This is a genomic window from Sphaerotilus sulfidivorans (assembly GCF_013426975.1).
Classification (GTDB): Bacteria; Pseudomonadota; Gammaproteobacteria; order Burkholderiales; family Burkholderiaceae_C; genus Sphaerotilus; species Sphaerotilus sulfidivorans.
This window is the reverse complement of the sequence record NZ_JACCPY010000037.1, coordinates 1-22693: the sequence shown is the minus strand read 5'-3', so window position 1 is coordinate 22693 and position 22693 is coordinate 1. Positions and strand designations below refer to the sequence as shown.

The following is a 22693-nucleotide window of genomic DNA, read 5'->3' as shown; positions in this document are numbered from 1 at the left end:
ATCAGATGGGCGAAGCTCCTGCTGTAGATGCCGCCGCACCCTTGACGGACCGCACACGCGACCGGCGCATCAGCAAGTAAGCTGCCGGCACGACGAACATCGACAGCAGCGGCGCCGTGACCATGCCGCCTACCATCGGCGCGGCGATGCGCTGCATCACCTCCGAGCCGGTGCCCGTGCCCCACATGATCGGGAACAGGCCCGCCAGGATCACCGCCACCGTCATCGCCTTCGGACGAACCCGCAGCACGGCGCCTTCGCGAATGGCATCGAGCAGATCGGCGTTGCTGGTCTTGCCCTGTGCGAGGCGCATGTCCCACGCCTGCTTCAGGTACAGCAGCATGATCACGCCGAATTCGGCCGACACGCCCGCCAGCGCGATGAAGCCCACCGCCCCGGCGACTGACAAGTTGTGGCCGAGCAGGTAGAGCAGCCAGACACCGCCGACCAGCGCGAAGGGCAGCGTCGCCATGATGAGCAGCGCCTCGTCGAAGCGCTGGAAGGTCAGGTAGAGCAGCACGAAGATGATCAGCAGCGTGAACGGCACGACCACCTTCAGCTTCGCGGTGGCACGCTCCAGGAACTCGAACTGGCCCGACCACGACACCGCGTACCCGGCCGGCAGCACCACCTTCGCCGCCACCACGCGCTGCATCTCCTGCACCGCCGAGCGCAGGTCGCGGCCCCGGATGTCCACGTACACCCAGCCGGACAGGCGCGCGTTCTCGCTGCGCAGCATCGGCGGGCCGTCCGTGATGCGCAGGTCGGCCACGTCGGAGAGCACGAGCCGCGCCCCTCGCTCGGTGACGATGGGCAGCACGCGCAGCGCCGCCAGCGAGTCGCGGATTTCACGCGGATAGCGCAGATTGATCGGGAACCGCTGCAACCCCTCGACCGTCTCGCCAATGTTGTCACCGCCCACCGCCGAGGTGATGACCGACTGCACGTCGGCGATGTTCAGGCCGAAGCGTGCGGCGGCATCGCGGCGGATCGTCACGTCCACGTAACGCCCGCCCGTGAGCCGTTCCGCCAGCGCGCTGCTGACACCCGGCACGTCCTTCAGCGCCCGCTCGATCTCGCCCGTCAGCCGGTCGATCACGGCCAGGTCGGCGCCCGCCACCTTCACGCCGACGGGGCTCTTGATGCCCGTGGCCAGCATGTCGATGCGGTTGCGGATCGGCGGCACCCAGATGTTGGCCAGGCCCGGCACCCGGACAATGCGGTCCAGCTCCTCGACAAGCTTGTCCTGCGTCATGCCGGGCCGCCACTGGTCCTTGGGCTTGAACTGGATCGTCGTCTCGAACATCTCCATCGGCGCCGGGTCGGTGGCGGTCTCGGCACGGCCCGCTTTCCCATAGACACGGACCACCTCGGGCACGGTCTTGATGAGACGGTCGGTTTGCTGCAGCAGCTCGGCCGCCTTGCCCGCAGACAGCCCCGGCAGCGCCGTCGGCATGTAGAGCAGGTCGCCTTCATCAAGCCTTGGCATGAACTCGCCGCCGATGTGCTGCAACGGCCACAGGCTCAGCACCAGCACAGCCGCCGCCACCACCAGTGTCACCTTCGGCGCCCGCAGCACCGCGTCCAGCAGCGGCCGGTAGAGGGCGATCAGCAGCCGGTTCAGCGGGTTGGTCTTCTCGTCTGGAATGCGGCCCCGGATCAGGTAGCCCATCAGCACCGGGATCAGCGTCGCCGACAGCCCCGCCGCCGCCGCCATCGCGTAGGTCTTGGTGAACGCCAGCGGCGAGAACAGCCGCCCCTCCTGCGCCTCCAGCGTGAAGACCGGGATGAAGCTGAGCGTGATGATCAGCAGCGAGAAGAACAGCGCCGGCCCGACCTCGGCGGCCGAGTCGCCGATCACGCGCCAGCGGGCCTCGCCGTCGAGTGTCTGGCCAGGGTGGTCATGGGCCCAGTGCTCCAGGTGCTTGTGCGCGTTTTCGATCATCACGACCGCCGCATCGACCATCGCGCCGATGGCGATCGCGATGCCACCCAGCGACATGATGTTGGCGTTGACCCCCTGGTGGTGCATCACGATGAAGGCCATCAGGATGCCCAGCGGCAGCGAGACGATCGCGACGAACGCCGAGCGCAGGTGGAACAGGAAGACAAAGCACACCACCGCGACGACGGCGAACTCTTCGAGCAGCTTGAACCCGAGGTTGTCCACGGCGCGTTCGATCAGCCCCGAGCGGTCGTAGACCGGCACGATCTCGACGCCTGCGGGCAGGCTGGCCTGCAGCGTCCTGAGTTTCGCCTTCACCGCCGCGATCGTCTCCAGTGCGTTCTTGCCGGAGCGCATCACGACCACGCCCCCAGTGGCTTCGCCCTCGCCATCGAGTTCACCGATGCCGCGCCGCATCTCCGGCCCGATCTGGACGCGGGCCACGTCCCCGAGCCGCACCGAGACACCGGCCTCCGTGGTCACGAGCGGCACCTGGCGGAAATCGTCGAGCGACTGCAGGTAACCCGAAGCGCGCACCATGTACTCGGCTTCCCCCAGTTCGAGCACCGAGCCGCCGGCTTCCTGGTTGGCCTTCTGGATCGCCTCGACCACCCGGGTATGCGGGATGCCGTGGGCCGCCAGCTTGTCCGGGTCGAGCACGACCTGGTACTGGCGCACCATGCCGCCGACCGAGGCGACCTCGGCCACGTTCGGCACCGTCTTCAGCTCGAACTTCAGGAACCAGTCCTGCAGGGCGCGCAACTGGCTCGCGTCCTGCGTGCCACGGCGATCGACGAGCGCGTACTGGTAGATCCAGCCCACGCCGGTCGCATCCGGCCCGAGCGACGCCTTCGCGCCGGGCGGCAGGCGCGACTGTACCTGGTTGAGGTACTCCAGCACCCGCGAACGCGCCCAGTACAGGTCGGTGCCATCCTCGAACAGGACGTGGACAAACGAGTCGCCGAAGAACGAATACCCCCGCACCGTCCTGGCCCCCGGCACCGACAGCATCGTCGTCGTCAGCGGGTAGGTGACCTGGTTCTCGACCAAGCGCGGTGCCTGGCCCGGGTAGGACGTGCGGATGATGACCTGCACGTCCGACAGGTCGGGCAGCGCGTCGAGCGGCGTGCGCTGCAGGGAATAAACGCCCCAGGCGCTGAGCATCAGCGTGGCCAGCAGCACCAGGAAGCGGTTGGCGATCGACCAGCGGATCAGTCTGGCAATCATGGCTGGCTCCCGGTCTTGGCACCCGTCACCGGCTTGGCCTTGAAGGCGGAAGCCTGCATGGTCACGGCCGTGAGCTGCGGCAGGTTGTCGGCACCCATATAGAACTCGAAGCGCACCTTGTCCCCGGCCTTCAGCCCGCTGGGCAGGCCCTGTGGCGGCGGCTTGAAGTCCATGGTCATCGGACCCCATTTGAGCGACGGGATCGGGCCATGGGACAGCGTGAGCGCATCGCGGCTGAGGCTCTCCACCGTGGCATCGCCTTCATGGCGCGGTGTGGTGTCGGCCGCCTGCGGCTTGGACTCGGCCGCGTTCAGCCGCGCCTCGACCCCCTTCAGGCTGGCCTCGGAGTCGATCAGGAACTGCGAAGACACCACAACCCGCTGGCCGACCTGCAGGCCACGTCTGACCTCGGTCTGTCCGCCGCTCTCGGTGCCGATCTCGACCTCGACCGGCCGGAAGTGCCCGCTGCGACCGTCGCCATCCGCCACGATCACCACCGTTCGCCGGCCGGTCTGGATGACCGCCTCGGTGGGCACCAGCAGGGCCTTGTCCGCCTGCAGGTCCGCGAACTGCATCTGCACCGACATGCCCGGCACCAGCCGTCCGCCGGGATTGGCGAGTTCGATCCGCGCCTTGCGCGTGCGTGTCGTCGGGTTGACCTCGGGCAGGAGCGCCTGTACTCGCCCGTCGAGCGTCGCCCCCGGCACGGCCGGACTCTTCGCCCGGACCCCGGCGCCCGGACGAAGGAGGGCCGCCTGGCTCTCCGGCACCTCGGCGTCGGCCCACACCGTGCCGAGGCCGTTCAGGCGCAACAGCGTGGTGCCGGCCATCACCGTCATGCCTTCGCGCACCGCCAGCTCGGTGACCACGCCGCCGATCGGCGCCACGAGGATCGTGCGGGCCTGCGTCTGTCCACTGCGTTCCACCGAGGCGATCTGGGTTTCGTTCATCCCGATCTGGCGCATCCGCTGACGGGCCGCCTCCACCAGTGGGGCGAGGTCGGTGCCCTGCATGCGGCGCACTGACAGGAACTCCTCCTGCGCGGCAACCCAGTCCGGTACGTACAGCTCGGCCAGTGCCTGCCCCTTGGCCACCCGGTCGAGCGTGGCCCGCACATGCAGGCGCTCGACGTAGCCGGTGGCGCGGGCCTGCACGGTGGCCTGGTCGCGTTCGTTGAAGGCGATGCTGCCAACGGCGGTGACGGGCGGCGACAGCATGCCCTCGGTGACCGGCGCCGTGCGCACGCCCAGGTTCTGTTGCAGGCGGGGGCTGACCGTGACGGTGCTGCCTTCGCTGGCCCCGCCGTCGCCACCGCCGTCCGCATAGACGGGCACCAGCATCATGTCCATGAAGGGTGACTTGGCGGGCTTGTCAAACCGGTTCCCCGGCATCATCGGGTCGTGGTAGTACAGGATTTTGCGGCCGGTGACCGGATCGACATCACCGGCCTTGAGACCGGCCGTGACGTGTCGGCGGGTGGCGTCTTCGCCTTGCGCGATGGTCTGCGGAACGGCTTGCGTGGCGGGCATGGGCGACGCGGCCGGCGCCGACGCAGCGGCCATGCCCATGCCGCGCTGCAGGCCGGTGGTGTACAGACCGTAGCCGGCGGCGCCGAGAATGCTGGTCGCCATCAGGCCAACCAGGAGGGAGTTGCGCTTGAGCTTCATGGTCATTGGTCCGTGGTGGTGGGGATGGCAGCGGCGCGGCGCTCGGCAGGGTCGGCCGGGGTCAGGTAGTGGAGTTGTGCCCACAGGCCGGCCGTCTCCATGTCGAGTCGGAGTCGGTCTATGCGGGTGTCGATCTCCAGGCGCCGCGCGTCGAGCACTGCATCGAGCGAGCCGCTGCCGCCCCGGTAGGCGGTCAGCGTGGCCTGCGTGCGCTCGGCGGCCAGCGGCAGCAGCGTGCGGTCGTAGTGGGCCAGCCGTGCCTGGTTGCCTTGCCATGCCAGGAACCGGAGGCGAGTTTCGGTCAGGTGCTCCCGCGTGGCGTCCTCGCGCTGGGCGCGGGCCTGCTCGACCAGCGCGAGTCGGGCGGAGAGTTCGCGGTCCTGGCGGTTTCTGAGGTCGATCTGCAGTGGGATCGACACCCCGACGGAGACCATGGTCGAGTAGGCCGGCCCGCGCTGGCCGAGCATCAGCTCCACGTTCCAGTCCGGCCGCCGGCTGCGCTGCGCGAGGTCGGCGTCGGCCTGCGCGATGGCCTGCTGCCGCATCAGCAGCGCGATCTCGGGGTGCTGGTCCGGGTGGGTGTCCAGGTCATGCACCGCTGCGGGAACTGCGGTCAGTGGCGGGCGTTCGCCGAGCGGCTGCTGCGCATCCGGGCCGACCCAGCGGGCGAGCCGGACCGTGGCGGCCTCGACCTGCTGCGCGGCCAGGCGCAGGCGGTCATCGATCAGCGCCGCCGCCGACCGGGCGGCGAACACGTCGGCCTGCGCGCCCCGTCCGCCCCGGTAGGCGGCGTCGGCGGCCTCGATCTGCAGGCCGGCCTCGACGCGCTGGCTCTGCAGGAGTTCGCGCAGGCGCTCCTGGAAGTGGCGGTCCAGCCAGGCCATCGCGGTGTCGCGGCGCAGGTGGGCGAGTGCCACGACACGCGCTGCGTCTGCGGCATCAGCCTCCCGGTCGAAGCGCGCCGACCGGGCCGCAAGCTTGTCGCCGCGTGTGATCTCCTGCATCAGACCGACCGAGCGCATGGTCATGGAGTCGCGGGTCAGGCTGAGCCGATCCGGGCCGTCGAGGGGCAGGTTGCCGAGGCCGACCTTGAGCGTCGGGTCGGGGCGCTGGCCGGCGGCCACGGCCATCTCGCGGGCGGCGGTGGCGGCGGCTTCCTGTGCCGGAAGCTGGCGCGAGCGGTCCTGTGCGAGTTGCAGGGCCTGGTCGAGGGTCAGGGCAGGCTGGGCGTGGCTAGCGAGGGGAGCCCACGCGGCGCCCAGAATAAGCAGCGCGGTTAGGCGGCAACGGACAGGCACCCGGCGAGCGCCGTGGGGCCATGGAGGATGGAACATGGATTCTCCAGACAACGAAACGGGGGCTTCGTGTCGGCTCGGTGCGAACGGCGGACAGGCGTTCGGGCACAGACGAGCACGACCGCTGCGCCGATTCGACCTGCAGGGTCGTCGGCGTCAGAGGGTCTGGACGGTCAAGTTCGGAAGCAGCAGTGCAGGATGGCGTGCGGCGGAGAAGCCGCTGCCAGGGCACTGGCCCCTTCGGCCATCTGGCGCGGGGTAGGAGAAGGTGGCTCAGGGGCCAGGGGGAGGGTGTACAGGGAGGTGAGCAGGATGGCCGGCAGCGCCAACGTGGCGGCCTGGTCACTTTGCTGCCCCTGGCGGCAATGTTCGGCGCAGAGGTTGGCGGACGACGGATCCATCGAACCGGCCATGTCGTCGCAATCCATCCCGGCCTGCACCGTCGCCGCTGTGCCAGGGTCCATTGACCGGGCACCGGCCGCTGACAGCCCCGGGCAGGCATATGCCGCCACCGCGAGCTGCGCGAACAGCACGACACCGATCAGCATCCGGCAGATCATCCGCAGGAAGGATCGCGTCATGCTGCAGGCCTCATGGTGGCCCTTGACCAACACACAGCCAACAGTTCACCAATACGCAGGGTCTTGGCAAGAACATTGGCGAGGCGCAGAGGTACAAGCATGGGTGACAGCCATTATGCATGAGCCTCATGGGCTCCTGTGTAAGACCCGGCTTTGGCCGGTGCTCATGGAGGCATCCCCTGTGATGTCAGTGCCGATGCAGATGGTGCATATCCGGCACATGGGCGTGCTGATGTCGGACAGGGGCATGCCTGTGTGCGTGGCTGTGTACCCCTGCAGGCATGGGTTCATGCAGGTGCTCGTGGTGTCCGTCATCGTGTCGGTGGGCATGCTCATGTTCCAGCACGTCGTGTTCGTGCTCATGGTCATGGGACTCAGCTCAGTGCCCCGTCAAAACCTGAAACGATTGAGGGGCATTCCACATAAATTTGACCCTACACCTGCTACAGGGTTTGAAATGAAATTTTTACCTCCATCATCGTTCATGGACAACGCATCAACAGAACAGCAGCGTAAAAATCAACTCCGTCGCCGAAACAGAAAGACGGCAGCGTTTTTGATCATCTTCGGCATTGCATCTTTATTGGGATACCTGTCCAGATTCAAAATAATGAACTGACAAACAATGCCCAAAAGTCACGCTTTCAATTCCAGTCTACACAGACAACCGATATTCTATTTGGCGACTGCGCTAATTTTAATAGATCAAGCAATAAAAGTTGGCGTGACATTGGTCATGCCCATCGGCACAGTTGAGCAATTAAGCGAATGGTTCAATCTGGTGCATGTTCTGAATCCTGGTGCCGCATTTTCATTTCTGGCCGATGCCGGTGGTTGGCAGAAATATTTCCTCAGTATTTTCGGAATTATTGTCAGCGTAATTCTGACTCGTCTGTTATGGACAGGCGTGCTCAGTACATCTGAAAGTGTCGCCTATGTTTTGCTGATGAGCGGAGCACTCGGGAATGTACTGGACCGACTGCGCATAGGGGCTGTAATTGATTATCTTGATGTTCACTGGGGAGATTTGCATTGGCCTGCGTTCAATATTGCAGACATTTATGTCGTGTCAGGGGCATTTTTGCTGCTGATAACCAGTTTCGGTGCCACCAACACAAATCCTGAAAGCACGCCATGACCATAACTTCACCTACTGGACATCACGCAATCTGGGGCGCAATGCTGTTCGTGGTCTGCGGCATTCATTCTCAAGATCTCAGCGCGGCAGAGCCAGGATCAGTGAATGCCTTGTTCGGCAAGAAGACTGTCGAGCCACTTCCTCCTGAACAGGCATTTCAAGTTTCAGCGCGCTTGATAGATCCCGGCAAGATCAATGTGCTGTTTACATTGAAACCTGATTACTATCTATACAAGGACAAGGTGAGCCTAGAAATAAAAGGCTCGCCAGGAGTGCGATTGTTGCGCGCGGACTATCCGGCAGCAATCACCAAGCAGGATAAGAGTTTCGGTCCCACACAGGTGTACCCAAAATCCTTTGAAGTTCATGGGCTAATAGCAGGCAACGAGAAAAACTCCTCTCCAATTACTCTGGTTGCGCGTTATCAAGGCTGTTTCGAGACGTTGGGGGTTTGTTATCCGCCCCAAACTTCCGAGATAAAGCTGAACCCAGTCAATGGCATGGCGTCTGGCAAGTTGCCGGAGAAAAAACAGCCATGACAACCCACCCCATGGATGTATCACCTGCTTTGAACCGCCGCACATGGCTGACCATGACCGCATGGTCAGCCATGATTCTAGTGGGCTGCGAGAAGCGTGTCCCGTATTCATTCAAAGGACTGGATTTAACCGGGGCAATATTCGGTCGATCCTTCAGCATGACAGACATAGATGGGAAGGTTCGAACCCTGTCTGAGTTCAAAGGCAGCATTGTCATGCTGTTTTTCGGGTTTACACAGTGCCCGGACGTCTGTCCAACGGCACTTGGGCGAGCCACTGAGGTCATTCGATTGTTAGGAGACGATGCCAGAAAACTGCAACCCATTTTCGTCACAATTGATCCCGAGCGAGATACAGAAATTCTTCTGCGCAGCTATGTTGGTGCATTCGACAAGCGAATTATTGCCTTGCGCGGCAGTACTGCAGCGACCGCCGAGATGGCGAAGGAATTCAAGGTATTTTATCAAAAAGTGGTGACAGGAAAATCCTACACGATGGATCACACCACGCTGACCTATATATTCGATACACATGGGCTATTGCGCCTCGCGATGAAGCATGAGCAATCAGCCGCTGACTTCTCTGGGGACATCAAAGCCCTTCTTGCATAGCGCATGCAAAGTTCATCAACAGAAACACTTCATGTCAGAGACACCATGAATCATTTGCGAAGAACAATCACCACCTCGATTTCACTTGGACTGTTTTCCGTACCGCATTGGGTCCAGGCAGCAGGAGATCATGGTACTGAAGGTGCATTTTCCAGAATAAGTCCCTCGATTCCAACAACTGACCCGAGCAAGATTGAGGTGATTGAGTTTTTTTGGTACGGCTGCCCGCATTGCGCAAAAATTGATCCGATGGTGGATGCCTGGGAAAAAAAGCTTTCAGCCGATGTTGCCTTTCGACGAGAGCATATTGTCTGGGATTCACGCAAGGAAACATCCATTCACGCCCAAATATTTGCGACGCTACGCGCAATGGGCATTCTCCCCAGGCATCACCCGGCTGTTTTTGAGGCTCTGCACAAAGACCGCATCAACTTCAGAGAAGAGGGCTCGATCAAGAATTGGGTTGACAAGAATGGCATAGACAGCAAGGCGTTTGATTCCATGCATAAGTCATTCGGCATGCAAGCCCAGGTCAACAAAATGAGATCCCTGACCAATGCTTACAAAATTGATGGCGTACCCAAATTCATCATCAATGGACAGTTCAGCACGGAGCCTCATCAAGCAGGAGGCGAAGCCCAAGTGTTTGAAGTATTAAATCAATTGATCGACCAGCAGCGATCAACCGTCAAGCGGCAATAATTCTGCTCAAGGGCGAAAGCTGCACCATGGCCACTCCAGATATATTTACATCAATCCCGACCATTTCCCGCTCTCATTTTTAAACATGCAATTCAACGTGTATGACAAAAATCAACTCCGCCCCTATCGACAACATCGCCACAATATTCAAGCCATCAATAACAAAAATCATAGCTCCATGGGCTGTAACATTGATCGGATTAGTGGGAATGTATTTCCCCACTTTTCGGGATCTGTTCAATGGGCTGTGGGCTGGAGATCAGCAAGGACATGGCCCCATCGTGCTGGCTGTCTCGATCTGGCTGCTCGGGAAAAAAGCACCTCAGGTCATTGAGACACCGTTACGGCCAGCCTTTGTAATAGGCTGGTCTCTTCTGATCTTTGGATCATTGCTGTACATCATCGGAAGATCCCAGAATATATTGATATTTGAGGTGGGTTCACTCATCGTCATGACCGCGAGTATCACCCTGATTCTCCGGGGCATGGAAGCCTTGAAACATCTGTGGTTCCCGTTGGTGTTCATGGTCTTCATGATTCCGCTGCCGGGAGTCTTTGTCGATGCCATGACCCAGCCCATGAAGACTGCCGTTTCCTACGCAGTAGAGTCTGCTCTCTATGCTGTCGGGTATCCCATCAGCCGCAGCGGTGTAATTCTGCAAATCGGACAGTACCAATTGTTGGTTGCAGACGCCTGCGCAGGACTGAACACGCTGTTCACGCTAGAAGCTCTTGGTTTGCTCTATCTCAATTTGGTGAAACATGAGTCGGTAGCGCGAAACATCATCTTGGCAATCTGTATCGTGCCGATCAGTTTTGCTGCCAACATCATTCGTGTCATTGCATTGACGTTGATTACTTATCATTTAGGCGATGAGGCGGGGCAAGGCTTTCTGCATGGTTTCGCCGGAATGGTTCTTTTTATGGCTGCACTGCTGCTGATAATTTTGTTTGACGGATTCCTCAGAATCATTCTTGCCAGAAAATCATGACTCGCGAACTCACATCTGCCGTTACTCTATGCGCGATAATGTTGCTCAGCGGCTTCTCTGCAAATCAAATCAAGCCAACCAATTTCATGGCTGACACGAGAGGCGGCATAAAAATATCCAGTATAATTCCAGAGAATTTTGGCGCCTGGAAAAAAATGGACTTATCTACTGGGGTGGTCAATCCACAACAGCAGCAATTGCTCGATGAACTTTACACCGAACTGGTCACAAGGACTTATACATCAAGCGATGGTTACGTGATCATGCTGTCGATGGCTTACGGAAAAAACCAGAACGACTCCTTCCAGGTGCATCTGCCCGAGATATGCTACCCAGCCCAGGGGTTTCAGGTCGGGGCTTCACGAAAGATGGCGCTGACAACACCCTACGGTGAAATTCCCATCAAGCAGTTGGAAACCACTTTCCAGTCTCGAAGGGTCGAGCCGGTCACCTATTGGACGACCATCGGCAATCATGCGGTCAAGTCCGGACTGGACAAGAAACTGAAGGAGATGTCGTACGCCATGCAAGGCGATATTGCAGACGGGTTATTGTTCAGAATCTCCAGCATCGACACCGACAAGCCTCGTGCATTTTCAATGCAGCAGAAATTCATCCAAGAAATGCTGGCGTCGATCACAGCCGCAGACCGGCTGCGTCTGGCTGGTCTGACTGACTAACCCCGACCATCCCAGCCTGCGACGATGATCGACATGCCCAGCAGGGCCACCCCGGCGCCGAACCAATCCAGCATGGACAGCTTCACGCCATCGACCACCCGCAGCCAGACCAGCGCGGTTGCGACGTACACACCGCCGTAGGCGGCGTAGACGCGCCCACTGGCGACTGGGTGCAGGGTCAGCAGCCACACGAAAAGCATCAGGCTGCATGTGGCCGGCAGCAGCAGCCACACGGACCCCTGTTTCCTCAACCACAAGTACGGGAGGAAGCAGCCGACGATCTCCGCGAGCGCGGTCACGATGAAAAGACCGAGCGTCTTGAGCAAGAGAATGGCTGGGCTGGATTCCATGACGGGAATCTAGCGGATCACCTCGCGTCTTCAATCACTTCCTCAGCAACCTCAAGCCGTTGCCCACCACCAGCAGGCTGGCGCCCACGTCCGCGAACACCGCCATCCACATCGACCCCAGGCCCATCAGTGTCAGCACCAAGAACACCGCCTTGAGGCCCAGCGCGAGCACGATGTTCTGCACCAGCACTGCGTGCGTGGCGCGTGACAAGCGGATGAAGGCCGGGAGTTTGCGCAGATCGTCGTCCATCAAGGCCACGTCGGCCGTCTCGATCGCCGTGTCGGTGCCCATCGCCCCCATCGCGAAGCCGATGTCGGCGCGGGCCAAGGCGGGCGCATCGTTGATGCCGTCGCCGACCATGCCCACCGGGCCTTCGGCGGCGAATGTTTCGACCGCCTTCAGCTTGTCGTCGGGCAACTGGTTGCCGCGGGCCTGGTCGATCCCCACCTGCTGCGCAATCGCTTCCGCCGTGTGCGGGTTGTCGCCGGTCAGCATCACGGTCTTGACCCCCAACTGGTGTAGTTCGGCGATGGCGGCGCGGCTGCTGTCCTTCACCGTGTCCGCCACGGCGAACAAGGCCAGCACCTGCCGGTCATCGACGAGCAGGACGACCGTCTTGCCCTGCCGCTCCAGCGTGTCCAGCCGTGCCTCCAGTTCCGGCGTGCAGCGGCCGAGTTCATGCACCAGGCGATGGTTGCCCAGCGAATACGCCTGGCCGCCGATCACCCCACGCACGCCTCGGCCAGGTAGCGCCTCGAAGGCTTCGACGCTCTCTCGTGTGACGCCGTCGCGGTCGGCGGCCTGGGCCACGGCCTGCGACACCGGGTGATCGGAGCGACCGGCCAGGCTGGCGGCCAGGCGGCGACACAGTGCGGGGTCCACCTCGGCCCGCAACTCGAATTCGGTCTGCACGGGCTTGCCATGGGTGATCGTGCCGGTCTTGTCGAGGGCCAGCCATACCAGCTTGCGGCCTTCCTCCAGGTAGACACCGCCCTTGATCAGGATGCCGTGCCGTGCCGCTGCGGCCAGCCCGCTGACAATCGTGACCGGTGTCGAGATCACCAGCGCGCAAGGGCAGGCGATCACGAGCAGCACCAGGGCCTTGTAGATCCAGTCGTGCCAGATGCCGCCCATCAGCAACGGTGGCACCATTGCCACCAACAGGGCCATCGCGAACACGATCGGCGTGTAGACGCGGGCAAATTGATCGACAAAGCGTTGCGTGGGCGCCTTGGCACCTTGAGCTTCCTCGACGGCGTGGATGATGCGGGCCAGCGTGGTGTTGTTCGCCGCCGCAGTGACCCGGTAATCGAAAGCACCGGACGCATTGATCGTTCCGGCGAACACGGCGTCGCCTGGGCCCTTGTCCACCGGCAGGCTTTCCCCGGTGATCGGGGCCTGGTTCACGGTCGAGCGGCCCTGGACGATCGTGCCGTCCAGCCCGATGCGTTCGCCGGGCTTGACGCGCACCAGGCTGCCCACGGTGACCGCTGTTGCCGCGGTGTCGCGCCAAGTACCGTCGGCCTGCTGCACTGTGGCGATCTCCGGGGCCAGCTTCATCAGGCCGGCGATGGCATGGCGGGCGCGGTCCAGCGACTTGGCCTCGATCAGCTCGGCGACCGTGAACAGCACCATCACCATGGCCGCTTCCGGCCACTGCCGCAGTGCCAGCGCGCCGGTCACGGCGATGCTCATCAGCGCGTTGATGTTCAGGTTGCCGTGGCGCAGGGCCACCCAGCCCTTGCGGTAGGTGGTCAACCCGCAGGACGCCACGGCCAGCAGCGCGAGGGCTGCCGTCAGCCATTCGGGCAGGCCCCGCCAGCTCACCGCTTCGGCGGCAATGGCGGCGGCGCCCGCCACGGCCAGCGGCCACCAGGGTTTGGGTGGCGTGACCGCAGCCGTGACGGGCTGGCCCGCCGTCAGCACTTCCGGCTGGAAACCGAGCGAGCGCACAGCCTCCAGCACGGTGTCGAGGGCCTCCGGCGCATGCACCACGGTCAGCACGCGCTGCATCAGGTTGAACTCCAGGTGCCGGACCGAGGGCAGGTGGCCCAGCGCCTGACGGATCAGGGCCTCCTCGGTGGGGCAGTCCATCTGCAGGATGCGGATCGGGGTTCGCATCCCGCCTGCGACCGCTTCAGGGGCGGGCAGATCCGGCAGCGCAGTGGGTGCCGGGCCGCAGGGCGCGCTGGCATGGTTGTGCCCATGGTCGTCGTGGGCGGACTTCTTGTCGTGTGGGTGGTCGCAGCAGCCGGCCATGGGGACTCCTTGATGAACGGACCCCAGTGGACACCTTGAAGTGGCTACAAGGTCAAGCCGGGTTCGACAGTTCATGAAGGATGCCGCACTGACTCAGTGAATCAGAACCGTGGCATTTTTCCCTGATGCGTTGAAGCTCATTCTGCAGCGTCTGGAGTTGCCCAATTTTTTCAGTGACCCGAGCAATATGTTCATCCAGCAGATGGTTCACAAGCGCGCACCCTTGATCAGGCATTGCCATGAACTTCAGCAGCGAACGCACCTCGTCCAGCGTCAATCCCAGACTGCGACAATGCAATATGAATCTCAGCAAACTGACATGGTGCCCTTCGTAGACTCTGTAATTCCCGACGGAGCGCATGGGCTCAGGCAGCAATCCTTCCCGCTCATAGAATCTGACCATGGTGACCGACGCGCCACTGGCTCGGGCGATTTCTCCGATTCTCATGATGGCAGAGCAGATATCGAGGTCATTTCTTGACTTTCGCCACCTCTTCGGCCACCAAGGCAGCCAGTTGCTCGGGGCCGAAATTCAGCAGGCTGCGTCCATTGACAAAAAACGTCGGGGTCTTGGTCACGCCCAGCGATGTCAGGTCTTGCATGTCCTGTCGGATCACGGCTTGCGTCTCGGGACTTTGGGCCTGGGTGGCGGCCTTGTCCATGTCAAGGCCGGTCTGCTGCGCCACCTTGAACGCGATGCCGATATTGGGCATGCCGTGATCGGCCCACTGCGGCTGCGCGTCCAGAATCGCCTCCAGCACCGGCTGGTATTGATTTTGCAGCTTGGCAGCGACCAGTAGTGCGACCACCTGCTCGGACCCCCTGTGGAACGGGGCGTAGCGCAGGACCAACCGCACGTCGTCCGGGTGCTTCTTGAGGATGTCCTTGACGATGGGATAGAAATATCGGCAGCTCTCGCAGGCCGGATCGAAGAACTCGACGATCGTCACGGGTGCTGCCTTCGGGCCGAAGACCGGCGAGTGCGGGCGCACCAGCCGGTCATTCTGCTGGCTGGCTTTCTCCTCCTGTGCCTGCTGGACGCTGCGCTGGTAGACGTTCATGCCGACCAGAAAGGCCAGCGCGATGACGCCCAGCACGACGGCCACCGCAATCTTCCTGGTGTTCATCTTGGTGTTCATCGAGAGGTTTTCCGTAAAAAGAGGGTGAGGAGGATCAGGATCAGCAGGAAGGCGGCCAGAGCCAGCCACGGAATCTGGAGGCCGTTCAGGATGTCGAGTTTCTGGTCTGCGCAGGAAATGCCGGCCTGGCATGGCAGCCAGGATTTTGGAATCCACCCCGCCACCAGCAGCGTGTGGTAACCCGCCACCACAGCGCCACCGGCCGCCAGCGCCCATGCATAGACCGCGCCGCGCCGGTCTTCGCTGAAGCAGGCGATGGTCAGAATGATGGCGATCGGGAACATGAAGATGCGCTGGTACCAGCACAGCGTGCAGGGGACCATCAGCATGATTTCACCGATGAACAAGGCGCCGGCCGTGGCCAGGGCTGCGATCAGCCAGGCCCCCATCAGGAGCCACCAGGATTTGGTGTGCATGTCGTTCTCCGCTCAGGCACCCCGGCCTGTGTCGGTGAAGCGGCCTGACTTCGGTGCGTTGGCAACCCAAGCCAGGGGTCAGTTCACTCTGCCCGTGTCAGGGCAACGAGGCGAGGGTCCACTGAGGCCGTTCAGGTCGAGCGGCAGTTGGGGCCACCAGCGCGGCCCCGGGGTCGGCTGAACGGGTCACTGGCGGGAGAACGCGCACAGGATCATGGTGACTCGGCATGGCCCACAGCACACAACCCGCATGACAGGTCACGCAGTCTGCGTCAGCCGAAGGCATCACACCCTTTTCGCCAGCCGGCACATCGGACTCGGCTTGCGGTTGGTGCTCATGCGTGTGATGGCCGGCATGTGACGCCGCCTGTCCGCGCTCGTGCTGGCAATAGGCACCCACTGCAGCCCAGGAGAGCTGCAGCGGCATCAACACCAACAGAAGGATGGCCAACCACTTGCACATGGCGGGATTGTAGAGCCGGCCACCTCAGGGACAGCATTGCTCGGCGCTGGCAATGGCTTGGCGGGCTTGCGCAATCACGTCGGACAGATCGCGGCGCAGCGGCATCGGCTTGAACGGGTTGATGTCGGAGCGTCCTGAGTTGCCAAGGGGCAGTCGGCCGGTGAGGTGTCCCAGGGGCACCAACAATAGCCGGAGCGTCTGCCCGCCCACCTCGGCCCAGTCACGGGTCCGCCATGCCAGGTGCAGCATCAGGTCATGCACCTTCAAGTGCGGAATGAACCGCGTCTGGCTGACGACATGGAGCGTCTCCAGCAGCAGCCACTGGTGCGCAGGATCGTGCGGTGACGTTTCCCGGTACTGCTGCATCACGTGCGCGAACAGAACCGGATCGAAGGCTACGGAGGGCGGCGTTGTGTTCATCATGGCACCAGTGAAAACCTTCGAGTAATTACAATGTCAAGCGGAACCAACCGAGGGCATCCCCATGAAGATCGGCGAACTGGCGCGTGCCGCCCGCTGCACGACCGAGACCGTGCGCTTCTACGAAAAGGCGGGGCTGTTGGCCGAGGCGGGCCGGACGCAGTCCAACTACCGCCACTACGACGCCAGCCACCTGGAGCGCCTGCGCTTCATCCGCAACTGCCGTGCGCTCGACATGACCCACGAGGAGATCCGCGGGCTGCTGCGTCTGAAGGACACACCGGCCGAGGACTGCGGGGCCGTCAACACGCTGCTGGATGACCACATCGGGCATGTCGATGCCCGGATCGCTGAACTGCTGCACCTGAAGCAGCAGCTCGGGGCACTGCGTCAGCAATGCCAGGTGGAGCAGGCCGTTGATGCCTGCGGCATCCTGCGCGGGCTGGCGGAGATGGAAGCCGATACCCAGGTGGGGCGATATACCCATATGGGTTAATCTGAACCGTCCCGGGTTCGGTTGCTTGCGAGCAGGCATGCATGACGGCCCCTGCTATGGACTGGTGAACTGATACACCATGTCCCCCACAAACCGCCTGAACGATTCATTCTGGACGAACTGCTTGTAGACCTGCATGTCGTCCTTGAGCAGAACTTGGATCACCTTGCCGAGCGCCTGGTCGTGGGCCATGCGTGCCGTGTGCGGGGTGTTGGCCCGGGCGTTCTGGAACGCCTTGTCGGCGGCGACCTGCGGCGCGATGTCATCGCGGATGCGCTTGACCACACGGTCGGTATCCTCGAACAGCGTTCCGAAATTCTCGTTGAAGCTTTTGAGGATGTTGCTCAACCGGTCCAGCTCCGGCTCGGCCTTGCGTCCACCCCCCTCGGTCGGAACCGGCGCGATCTCGGCATCGGCGTCGGCCAACGCGATCTTCATCAGCGCCTTCTTCTCGACCCGGTAGCTGTCCATGTCGATGGCTTCGAGAATGCCCTTGGCCAGGTCTTCTTCCTTCGGCGCCGGCAGCTTGCTGACGAGCAGGTTTAGCAGGATCGACAGCCGTTCCCACTCCGGGTTGGTGTCCGGGATCACCGACGCCAGAAAGTCGTAGGTGCGGCAAAACACCTTGGCCTTGCCCTTGAAATCAACCTGCTGGTCTTCGTCCAGCGCGTGCGCGTAGGCCGCGACACAAGCGTCCAGAACCGGATCAAGCTGGTCACGCTCGGCGCCACCCAGGAACAGGGCGGCGAACTGCTGCACCTGGTCAGGTGAATACACCTGCGCGCCGTCCAGTGCGGCCTTCAGGTCATGCAGCTTGTTCGGGTCGGTTTCCTCGGCCAGCAGCGTGGTGCGGTAGTAGTCCTGGAACGCGCAGGTGATCGTCTCGCTGTTGTTCTGGAAGTCGAGCACGAAGCAGTCGTGCTTCTGCGGGTGCGCGCGGTTCAGCCTGGAAAGGGTCTGCACGGCCTTCACGCCGGAAAGGGCCTTGTCCACGTACATCGCGTGCAGCAGCGGCTCGTCGTAGCCGGTCTGGAACTTGTCGGCGCAGACCAGGAAACGGTACGGATCTTCCTGGATCTTGTCGGCGATGTCCTTGCTCGGAAAACCGTTGAGCGACGCTTCGCTCACCTTGGTGCCCCCGTATTCATGCTCGCCCGAGAACGCGACGATGGCCTGGTACGGGCTCTTGCGTTCCTGCAGGTAAGCCGTCATGGCGTGGAAATACTGGATTGCGCGCTCAATGCCGCTGGTGACCACCATCGCCCGGGCCTGCCCGCCGATCTTGCCGGCCGCCAGCACCTGCTCATGGAAGTGGTCCACCATGATCTCGGCCTTCAGCTTGATCGCGTGGTCGTGGCTTTCCACGTAGCGGCGCAGCTTCTTCTTCGCCCGTTTGGTGTCGAACTCGGGATCGTCCTCGACCCTCTTGATCAGCTTGTAGTAGCTGTCCACCGGGACGTAGTGCTCCAGCACGTCGAGGATGAACCGCTCCTGCACCGCCTGCTTCATGCTGTAGTGGTGGAACGGCTGGTGCTTGACGCGCCCTTGCGCGTCCGCCGGCAGCGGCTCGCCGAACATTTCCAGCGTCTTGTTCTTGGGCGTGGCGGTGAAGGCGAAATAGCTGGCGTTGGTCAGCATCTTGCGCGCGGCCATGCGCGCTTCCAGCGCCGCATTCACAACGTCTTCGGGATCGCGCTCTTCGTCGTCGTCATCGGCAGCCGCAGTGTCTGCACCCTCTCCCAGTGCCTTGCCCATCGCCGCCGAGGTCTTGCCGCCCTGCCCCGAATGCGCCTCGTCGATGACGATGGCGAAGTGCTTGTCGCCCACGGCGCCGATCTCGTCGAGCACCCATGGGAACTTCTGCACCGTGGTGACGATGATCTTCTTGCCCTGCTCGATGAAGCGGCGCAGGTCGCCCGAGTGCTCCGCGTGGCCGACCGTGGCACCCACCTGCATGAACTGCTTGATGGTCTTCTGGATCTGGTCGTCGAGGATGCGCCGGTCGGTCACCACGATCACCGAGTCGAACACGTCCTTGCTGCCCTGCCCGAGGTCACGCTTCACGCCGATGAGCTGGTGTGCCAGCCAGGCGATGGAGTTCGACTTGCCTGAGCCTGCCGAATGCTGGATCAGGTAGCGCCGGCCGGCGCCGTGCAGGCGCACATCGGCCAGCGCCTGCCGGACCACATCCAACTGGTGGTAGCGCGGGAAGACCTGGGTGCGCTTTTTCTTGCCGGTCTTCGGGTGCTTGGTCTCGACGATCTGGGCGTAGTTTTCCAGGATGTCGGTCAGGCCGGCCGGCGTGAGCAGCTCTTTCCAGAGGTAGTCGGTCTTCAGGCCGTGCGGGTTGGGCGGGTTGCCGGCGCCGTCGTTGTGGCCCTTGTTGAAGGGCAGGAACCACGACGCCTTGCCCTTCAGCTCGGTACACATGCGCACTTCGGCATCATCCACGGCGAAATGCACGACACAGCGGCCGAACTCGAACAGGCGTTCGCGCGGGTTGCGGTCGCGTCGGTATTGCTCGACCGCGTCTTCCACCGTCTGCTTGGTCAGGCTGTTCTTGAGTTCGAAGGTGGCGATCGGCAGGCCGTTGATGAATAGGCCCAGGTCGAGCGCGCGGCGCGTTTCGTCGAGGCTGTAGGCCAGTTGCCGGGTGATCGAGAAGCGGTTCTTCGCGTGGAGCGCGGCAGCCTTGGCGTTGCCCTCGGACGGCGTGGCGTAGAACAGGTCGAAGTGGCCGGCTGGATGGTGCTCGATCCCCTTGCGCAGCACGTCGATGACGCCGCGCTTGCCGACCTCGGCGCTCAGGCGGTCCAGGAACTTGAGGCGGTTGATGTCCTTGGCGTCACTGGCATTGGCCAGGGCCAGCTTCTTCAGCGCCTCAGGCTGGGTAGCACGCAGGAAGGCGAACAGTTGTGCCGCGTCGAGCGCGTGGGCCCGGTCGTAGTCCTTCGGGCTGCCAGCGAGGTAGCCGGTGCCGCCATAGGCTGCAGGCGGCTCGGCCACGGCACCGGGCGAGACAGCCAGGCCGTCGGTGCCGGTCATGTGCCGCACGATCAGCGATTCGAGGCCCTTCTCGCTGGTGTCGGTGCTCATGCGATCGCCTCTTCGTCCTCAAGCTCGGTGTCGTCGGCGATGTCTTCGACCGCTTCCGGCACAGCCTCGTCAGGCAACGGGGCCGCCGCTTCGCGCACATCGAGTTTGCCGGTCACCACGTCGGCGATGAGGCGGGTGCGGTATTCGCGAAGGAGGTTGATTTCTCGATTTAGTCGATTGATTGCATCGTCAATCGGTTGATTTTCGCTGGCAACATTTTTTAGTATGTCAGCCTGCTCACTAATACTTGGGTACCAAAGTGGGCAATCTGCTAAAGCCTCTCGATTGACCTTAGGCATTGCGACGCGCATTGAAGAATCAACCGCAAACTTCGTGAATGGCTGGGATAGCAATAGCAGTAATAAGTAGTCTGGTAACAACTCAGATTGCTTAGGAGTTATCGGGTACATGTCTGCGCTACAGAGGCAGTCTGACGGAGAAATTATTGCTTTTCGGAGGTTCGGGCGAATCTTGCTGTAAACTATCTGCCCACGACTCACCAGGTATTTACCGCTGTCTGCGCCTTGCTCGGCGGCAGTCTGCTGTGAGCGCAAGCGACCGCTGCCGCTTTCAATGTGATTTGGCGCAATCAGCACCATGTCGCGGTATGGGAATTTCCTCGGATCAACTTGGCCGCTGTTGATTTTCGCCAAAAACTTAAATCGCTTTATCGACCAATGACGTGGTATATCGCCGAGCCACGGAACGCCAGTTGACTTCATAAGCGCGGAAGAATCAAGTCCGTGAGTAATCGCGCGGCGGACGATGACCTGCTTCTGCTCCATCAGCAGCGCAATCACCTTCCGCTTGGCCCGGATCGTCCGATCCAGCCGGCCGTTCGCCCAGTCCAGAAACTTCACGATGGCGGCTTGCTCGGCCAGCGGCGGGCACGGTGACTGCATCTGTTTGAATTGGTCCCAGTACAGCCGATTGCGATCCTTCACGATGCCGCGCGAAGCACTGTCGATTTCTGCCATGTAGTCGTCAGTCCGGAACAAGGCAGCGAAATACCTTGGCTCGACACCGGGGTAGGGCCGCGCCACCACATAAGCCGGACTGACCAGGCCATCGACGGGACACACCCCGAGCGCGCCCTGCCACATGCGCATCGTGTTGTAGGCAAGATCGCCTTTCGCTGCCCGCTTGTACTTGCCGGGGTCCGACATGACCTGTTTGCGGTTCGCCTTGCCGAAATTGCGCACCTGCACGCCGGTCTTCAAGGAAACCTCCAGGATCGGCAGCTCGGCATAGCCGGTCTGGGTTCGCTGGCCAAACAGACTGCTGTTGCGAACCGCTTTCCAGTGCGCTGGAACCTGCCCTAGCCAAGGCAGGCCCGAATCCATGTAGTCGGCATACGGCTTGAGCCCTGCAATCATTTCTTGACCCCCTTTTTCTTCTGCATGACGCGCGGCGTCGTGGCCGGCGCGGCATCCTGCGCGTTCAAGGCGTAGAACTCATGCAGCTTGGCCGCCAGCATCTGCTTGTCCGGCAACTGCGTCTGGTACTGCGCCACCAGCGCCGGCGACAACGTCCGGCTCATGGCGTATTCGACCACGTCGCTTTCCTTCGACGCACACAGCAGCACGCCGATGGCCGGATTTTCGTGCGGCTTGCGCACGTCGCGGTCCAGTGCTTCGAGGTAGAAATTCAGCTTGCCCAGGTGCTCGGGCTCGAAGCGGTCCACCTTCAGCTCGATCGCGACCAGACAGTTCAACCCCCGGTGGAAGAACAGCAGGTCGAGCGCGAAGTCGCGTCCGCCCACCTGCAGCGGGAACTCCGAGCCGACGAAACAGAAGTCCCGGCCCAGCTCGATCAGGAAGGCGCGCAACTGGCTCAGCAAGCCGCGGTGCAGATCGGCCTCGCTGTGGTCGGTCGGCAGGTTCAGGAACTCGACCGCGTAGCCGTCCTTGAACACCCCCGTCACCGCGGCACCATGCGTTTCTCTCAGCACTGCCGAGAGTTTTGGCGGATCCAGCACCGCGCGCTCGAAGGCCGCCAGGCGGAACTGCCGTTCCAGCTCCCGGGTCGGCCACTTCTCCTGCACGGCCATGCGCAGGTAGAACTCGCGTTCTTCCGCCCGCTTGGACTGACCCATGATGACGAGGTTGTGGGTCCAGGACAAAGCCCGTACCAGCGGGGCAAGCTGTGGCTCGTCGCGGTAGGTCTCGAAGAACTGCCGCATGCGCCACAGGTTCTGCGCTGAAAACCCGCGCAAGCCCGGCATCGTGCGCGCCAGGTGCTGCGCCAGACGGTCCACCACACCGTCGCCCCAGATGGCCGCCGACAGCTTGCCGCTGATGTACTGGCCGATCTCCCAGTAGAGCGCGACGAGTTCGGTGTTGACCGCCTGGTAGGCCCGCTGCCGGGCCTGCTCGATCAGGCCGACCACTTCGGCGAACGAAGTCTCGACGGCCTCCCCCGCGCCGTCCTGCACGACGCCGGCCAGGCCCTTGGAAGCGGCCTTACTGGTGCTCATGCGGGCGTCCCTTCGAGCAAGTCATCCAGCAAGTCCCCGGCCTCCCGCTCGATGGCGAGGATGTCGGCACGGATCTCCGCCAGCGTGCGCAGCGGCTGCGGCTTGTAGAAGTGGCGCGTGAAGCTCACCTCGTAGCCGATCTTGGTGGCGTCGTTGTTCACCCAGGCGTCGGGTGTGTACGGCAGCACCTCGCGGCGGAT

Annotated in this window: 21 protein-coding genes and 1 pseudogene; 8 read left to right on the top strand and 14 right to left on the bottom strand. The window is 62.4% G+C overall.

The genetic code is table 11. From position 1 onward, the window contains the following. Nucleotide 1: 1 nt before the first annotated feature. From HZU84_RS17010 to HZU84_RS16995, 4 genes are all read right to left on the bottom strand, one after another. Nucleotides 2-3172 carry an efflux RND transporter permease subunit gene (locus HZU84_RS17010; protein ID WP_149505451.1) on the bottom strand — a complete coding sequence of 1057 codons (3171 nt, stop codon included), beginning with the start codon at nucleotides 3170-3172 and terminating at the stop codon, nucleotides 2-4. After that, on the bottom strand, nucleotides 3169-4839 hold the full coding sequence (locus HZU84_RS17005; RefSeq protein WP_149505452.1) for an efflux RND transporter periplasmic adaptor subunit: 1671 nt from the start codon (nucleotides 4837-4839) through the stop codon (nucleotides 3169-3171). Before HZU84_RS17005 ends, HZU84_RS17010 begins: the two co-directional genes overlap by 4 nt. Nucleotides 4840-4841: 2 nt before the next feature. Then, on the bottom strand, nucleotides 4842-6173 hold the full coding sequence (locus HZU84_RS17000; RefSeq protein ID WP_149505453.1) for a TolC family protein: 1332 nt from the start codon (nucleotides 6171-6173) through the stop codon (nucleotides 4842-4844). A 134-nt stretch (nucleotides 6174-6307) separates the two neighbouring features. Next, complete coding sequence (locus HZU84_RS16995) at nucleotides 6308-6715, bottom strand: hypothetical protein (protein WP_149505454.1); 408 nt, start codon at nucleotides 6713-6715, stop codon at nucleotides 6308-6310. Between HZU84_RS16995 and HZU84_RS21020 the strand changes: the two genes are divergently transcribed. From HZU84_RS21020 to epsI, 7 genes are all read left to right on the top strand, one after another. Next, the gene (locus tag HZU84_RS21020; RefSeq protein ID WP_180693021.1) at nucleotides 6714-7334 is read left to right on the top strand and encodes a hypothetical protein; all 621 of its coding nucleotides are present in this window, start codon (nucleotides 6714-6716) and stop codon (nucleotides 7332-7334) included. The genes HZU84_RS16995 and HZU84_RS21020 overlap by 2 nt on opposite strands. Nucleotides 7335-7394: 60 nt before the next feature. After that, nucleotides 7395-7853: a signal peptidase II gene (lspA, locus tag HZU84_RS16985; RefSeq protein WP_219340983.1), complete on the top strand. Its 459-nt coding sequence runs from the start codon at nucleotides 7395-7397 to the stop codon at nucleotides 7851-7853. Beyond that, on the top strand, nucleotides 7850-8392 hold the full coding sequence (locus HZU84_RS16980) for a protein-disulfide reductase DsbD N-terminal domain-containing protein (RefSeq protein WP_149505456.1): 543 nt from the start codon (nucleotides 7850-7852) through the stop codon (nucleotides 8390-8392). Before lspA ends, HZU84_RS16980 begins: the two co-directional genes overlap by 4 nt. Continuing rightward, on the top strand, nucleotides 8389-9003 hold the full coding sequence (locus HZU84_RS16975) for an SCO family protein (RefSeq protein WP_149505457.1): 615 nt from the start codon (nucleotides 8389-8391) through the stop codon (nucleotides 9001-9003). Before HZU84_RS16980 ends, HZU84_RS16975 begins: the two co-directional genes overlap by 4 nt. 3 nt (nucleotides 9004-9006) lie before the next feature. Continuing rightward, nucleotides 9007-9705, top strand: coding sequence for a thiol:disulfide interchange protein DsbA/DsbL (locus HZU84_RS16970; protein WP_149505458.1), 699 nt, complete (start codon nucleotides 9007-9009; stop codon nucleotides 9703-9705). Nucleotides 9706-9806: 101 nt separating this feature from the next. Then, complete coding sequence (gene xrtB / locus HZU84_RS16965) at nucleotides 9807-10697, top strand: exosortase B (protein WP_149505459.1); 891 nt, start codon at nucleotides 9807-9809, stop codon at nucleotides 10695-10697. After that, nucleotides 10694-11377 carry an exosortase-associated protein EpsI, B-type gene (gene epsI / locus HZU84_RS16960; RefSeq protein ID WP_149505460.1) on the top strand — a complete coding sequence of 228 codons (684 nt, stop codon included), beginning with the start codon at nucleotides 10694-10696 and terminating at the stop codon, nucleotides 11375-11377. The genes xrtB and epsI overlap by 4 nt, the downstream gene beginning before the upstream one ends. Here epsI and HZU84_RS16955 read toward each other — a convergent pair. From HZU84_RS16955 to HZU84_RS16930, 6 genes are all read right to left on the bottom strand, one after another. Beyond that, complete coding sequence (locus tag HZU84_RS16955) at nucleotides 11374-11709, bottom strand: YnfA family protein (RefSeq protein ID WP_354305813.1); 336 nt, start codon at nucleotides 11707-11709, stop codon at nucleotides 11374-11376. The genes epsI and HZU84_RS16955 overlap by 4 nt on opposite strands. Before the next feature lie 52 nt (nucleotides 11710-11761). Continuing rightward, entirely contained in the window at nucleotides 11762-13987 is a 2226-nt protein-coding gene (locus tag HZU84_RS16950; protein WP_244954558.1) for a heavy metal translocating P-type ATPase, read from the bottom strand. Nucleotides 13988-14039: 52 nt separating this feature from the next. Continuing rightward, the gene (cadR, locus tag HZU84_RS16945; RefSeq protein ID WP_149505462.1) at nucleotides 14040-14435 is read right to left on the bottom strand and encodes a Cd(II)/Pb(II)-responsive transcriptional regulator; all 396 of its coding nucleotides are present in this window, start codon (nucleotides 14433-14435) and stop codon (nucleotides 14040-14042) included. Nucleotides 14436-14457: 22 nt separating this feature from the next. After that, entirely contained in the window at nucleotides 14458-15126 is a 669-nt protein-coding gene (locus HZU84_RS16940; protein WP_246607863.1) for a DsbA family protein, read from the bottom strand. Beyond that, nucleotides 15123-15542 carry a disulfide bond formation protein B gene (locus HZU84_RS16935; protein ID WP_149505463.1) on the bottom strand — a complete coding sequence of 140 codons (420 nt, stop codon included), beginning with the start codon at nucleotides 15540-15542 and terminating at the stop codon, nucleotides 15123-15125. Before HZU84_RS16935 ends, HZU84_RS16940 begins: the two co-directional genes overlap by 4 nt. 487 nt (nucleotides 15543-16029) lie before the next feature. Beyond that, on the bottom strand, nucleotides 16030-16425 hold the full coding sequence (locus HZU84_RS16930; RefSeq protein ID WP_244954559.1) for a DUF3703 domain-containing protein: 396 nt from the start codon (nucleotides 16423-16425) through the stop codon (nucleotides 16030-16032). Between the two features lie 64 nt (nucleotides 16426-16489). Here HZU84_RS16930 and cadR (HZU84_RS16925) point away from each other — a divergent pair, with 64 nt between their 5' ends. Further along, nucleotides 16490-16921 carry a Cd(II)/Pb(II)-responsive transcriptional regulator gene (gene cadR / locus HZU84_RS16925; protein WP_149505465.1) on the top strand — a complete coding sequence of 144 codons (432 nt, stop codon included), beginning with the start codon at nucleotides 16490-16492 and terminating at the stop codon, nucleotides 16919-16921. Nucleotides 16922-16975: 54 nt separating this feature from the next. Here cadR (HZU84_RS16925) and HZU84_RS16920 read toward each other — a convergent pair whose 3' ends face one another. The 4 genes and pseudogenes from HZU84_RS16920 to HZU84_RS16905 all read right to left on the bottom strand — a co-directional run. Beyond that, a complete protein-coding gene (locus HZU84_RS16920; protein WP_149505466.1) occupies nucleotides 16976-20017 on the bottom strand; it encodes a type I restriction endonuclease subunit R in 3042 nt (1013 codons plus the stop codon). Continuing rightward, nucleotides 20014-21393, bottom strand: coding sequence for a restriction endonuclease subunit S (locus HZU84_RS16915; RefSeq protein ID WP_149505467.1), 1380 nt, complete (start codon nucleotides 21391-21393; stop codon nucleotides 20014-20016). The genes HZU84_RS16920 and HZU84_RS16915 overlap by 4 nt, the downstream gene beginning before the upstream one ends. Continuing rightward, complete coding sequence (locus HZU84_RS16910) at nucleotides 21390-22493, bottom strand: PDDEXK nuclease domain-containing protein (RefSeq protein ID WP_149505468.1); 1104 nt, start codon at nucleotides 22491-22493, stop codon at nucleotides 21390-21392. Before HZU84_RS16910 ends, HZU84_RS16915 begins: the two co-directional genes overlap by 4 nt. Then, nucleotides 22490-22693: pseudogene (locus tag HZU84_RS16905) on the bottom strand (SAM-dependent DNA methyltransferase); the annotation flags it as partial. The gene HZU84_RS16910 and the pseudogene HZU84_RS16905, both read right to left, overlap by 4 nt.